This is a genomic window from Luteimonas sp. A501, assembly GCF_054052085.1.
The window spans coordinates 1-2,548 of the sequence record NZ_JBSVRI010000021.1 but is presented as its reverse complement, the minus strand read 5'-3'; the positions used below and the strand labels follow the sequence as shown (position 1 = coordinate 2,548).

Annotated in this window: 3 protein-coding genes; all 3 read right to left on the bottom strand. The window is 56.3% G+C overall.

What is annotated here, in order from left to right; genetic code table 11:
* Positions 1 to 702: 702 nt before the first annotated feature.
* The 3 genes from ACW7G5_RS14685 to ACW7G5_RS14675 all read right to left on the bottom strand — a co-directional run bounded on the left by ACW7G5_RS14685 (position 703) and on the right by ACW7G5_RS14675 (position 2,417).
* Positions 703 to 1,089 (bottom strand): VOC family protein, encoded by a 387-nt coding sequence (locus tag ACW7G5_RS14685; protein ID WP_457005745.1) that lies wholly within the window; start codon positions 1,087 to 1,089, stop codon positions 703 to 705.
* 393 nt (positions 1,090 to 1,482) lie between these two features.
* Positions 1,483 to 1,878 (bottom strand): hypothetical protein, encoded by a 396-nt coding sequence (locus tag ACW7G5_RS14680; protein WP_457005743.1) that lies wholly within the window; start codon positions 1,876 to 1,878, stop codon positions 1,483 to 1,485.
* Positions 1,879 to 1,958: 80 nt separating this feature from the next.
* Positions 1,959 to 2,417, bottom strand: a complete 459-nt coding sequence (locus tag ACW7G5_RS14675; RefSeq protein WP_457005741.1) for a hypothetical protein — start codon at positions 2,415 to 2,417, stop codon at positions 1,959 to 1,961.
* Positions 2,418 to 2,548: the final 131 nt, after the last annotated feature.

Genomic DNA, 2,548 nt, shown 5'->3' with positions numbered 1-2,548 from the left:
GAATGGCGTGAAAGCTCAAGGCGTAGAACCTCGGCATCGTGAAAGGATGGCCATCCCCCAAAGACTGACGTAATTGCCGCTGCGTTTCGAATCCGGTCTACGGTTGTCGTCATAGAAGGCCTAACGCCTGAATTAAGCCGCGCCGCGAAGCGGCGTCGGCTTGAATGAATTGTTAGACGACAGACTAGGGGACAATGCCGAACCCGGTAGGTGCATTGCTAGGCCGAACAACTGAGCAGTGATACATGTCCATGTAGATGGTTGTGACCTGAGAACCACAACTCACTTCGTAAGTGTCGATCCAGTGATAGTCAGGCTCGCCCGCTGCCAATGGCTTCATCTCCCTATTGTCGCGGAGCAGCTTTTCTTGCGCCGCTTGACTCATGTTGGTAGGGATGGCTGTCCTAGGACCAACGTTACCGGTGCGGTCAAATTTCGGATGCTTGCCAGATGGACAGATAAGCCTAGACAAGTAGTGGCGCTCTCCATCGGGAAGACAAACCTCTACGGGCCGACCCCGAGTGAGGCCGTAGTCGTCCGATGTGGCCGAAGGTGTCCCCGCGGTAGGCACGCCTGAGGTGGCACAGCCTGCGAGAAGGGCGGAAGCGGCAAGCAGTTTCCATGAGTGGCGCATATGTGTCCCCTGTCGTCTAACACCAGAATTAAGCCGCGCCGCGAAGCGGTGTCGGCTTGAATGAATTGTTAGGCCGCACTCGCGCGTACCTGGAAGATATTGCCCTCGGGGTCACAGGCATTGCGAACCACGAACCCGGGGCCTTGCCATTGCTCAGGAAGGACGTGCCCGCCCAAAGCTTTCGCTGAGTCTTCAGCGCCAGAAAGACTACGGACCGTGCAGAAGAACTTGATAGCGGCATTGTCACGCAGCTGCGGCGGGCTGGTGATTGTGACCTGCGACGCGGCTTCCAGAGGCATGGCGTGAACGATAAGCTGAAATTCCGGCGAGCGAAGCACAATCATCTGTTCAGTACGATGAGCGGGCGCCATACCCAAGACCGACTGGTAAAAGCCAGAAAGGCGGTCAGGGTCTTTAGCGTAGATGAAGATACCGACACGAGCTGGTTCGGACACAACGACTCCTAGCTATGTGGAGAACTGCGACGAAGGCTGTTTGTGCGGCCTAACACCAGAATTAAGCCGTGCCGCGAAGCGGCATCGGCTTGAATGACTCGTTAGGCCTTGCGCTTCGCGTTGGCCCGATGATGCTCCGCGGCCTGTACTAGACGCGCCAAGATGCCGACGAAACAGCCGATGGCGATCATGCCTACGCCCATGGTCGCCTGGGTTAATGACATGAAGCCGAACCCGACTGTGAGCAGGGCAACAACTACCAAAACTCCGCTCATAACTTTCCCCTCCCCCAAAAATCACCCTATGGATGTGTAGTCTGCGCGGCGGTCGGTGTGCGAGGCCTAACGCCTGAATTAAGCCGCGCCGCGAAGCGGCGTCGGCTTGAATGAATTGTTAGCCTTCATCTTCATCATTGCATGGGTCGGCTGACAATCGCTTGTAGTAGGCGTTCTGGCGCGTGCGCGGAGAAGTAAAGCTCAAGCGCCCATCCACATTGCTATGGAAGATCATCGCGATCGGCCCCTTATCTGGAACATCAAGAGCTACGAATAGATTTCCACGATAGACGTGATATGGAAAGCTCTCCATGAGATCGCACTCAATGCCATGCATCACATACCGCCCTTCTGCGGTGAACTCCATGGTGTCCCTTGGAGTGCCGTCCTCGTCGTAATCGAGTTCCCAGAACCCCACGAACTGCGTATCCAAGCTTTCGTTAGCACGTGCGATGGAAGGAACAATTGCAAGGATGCAGAGGGCCGCGGCGGCTGCAACTTTGAGTGCGTGCATAAGTCCCCTTTGAAGGCTAACGCCTGAATTAAGCCGCGCCGCGAAGCGGTGTCGGCTTGAATGAATTGTTAGGTGCCACCCTAGCGGCGCTCGTTGAAGGTATCAATGAGCGAGATCGTCCGCTCAGCCTGCGCGGAAGATAGCTCTGGCCCAGAAACAATCCTCACCCTATAGCCCGGATCAGTAAGCTCCAACACCAAGGTAGGGCTATCCGAATCGTCGCTGTCCTTCTTGATGTAGAGCGGGACTCCAGTCCGGGCTACCCAGTCATCATTTGGGCCGATCTCAGCCAACGAACGCCAACAAACGACACCCTCAAGCGAGACACCGGCATCTAGCTCTACGTTTAGCTGCGCCTGGGAGGAGGAGGGGTGCAGAACCTTAAGCCCCGGCACATGCACAAAATCAGACTTGTCAGTTCCCGCGGACAGCATGAAGGAGCACGATGCTTCCATGAGTTCACCTTGCGCAGTCGTCGGCTCCGCCGCTAGAACGAGGTGGCTGATGAATCCCATCATTAGCACCGCGAGAATCTTCATGTGGCACCTAACGCCAGAATTAAGCCGTGCCGCGAAGCGGCATCGGCTTGAATGAATTGTTAGGCGGCTACCGTTTACTTGGCGAGCTCGCCCGACACGTATTCGGAGATCTCGCGCGTGTTCCGGACGAA

Bases quoted from the DNA above. Each gene is read 5' to 3' on its own strand.
- ACW7G5_RS14680 (WP_457005743.1), bottom strand. From the start codon at position 1,878: ATGCACGCACTCAAAGTTGCAGCCGCCGCGGCCCTCTGCATCCTTGCA.
- ACW7G5_RS14675 (WP_457005741.1), bottom strand. From the start codon at position 2,417: ATGAAGATTCTCGCGGTGCTAATGATGGGATTCATCAGCCACCTCGTT.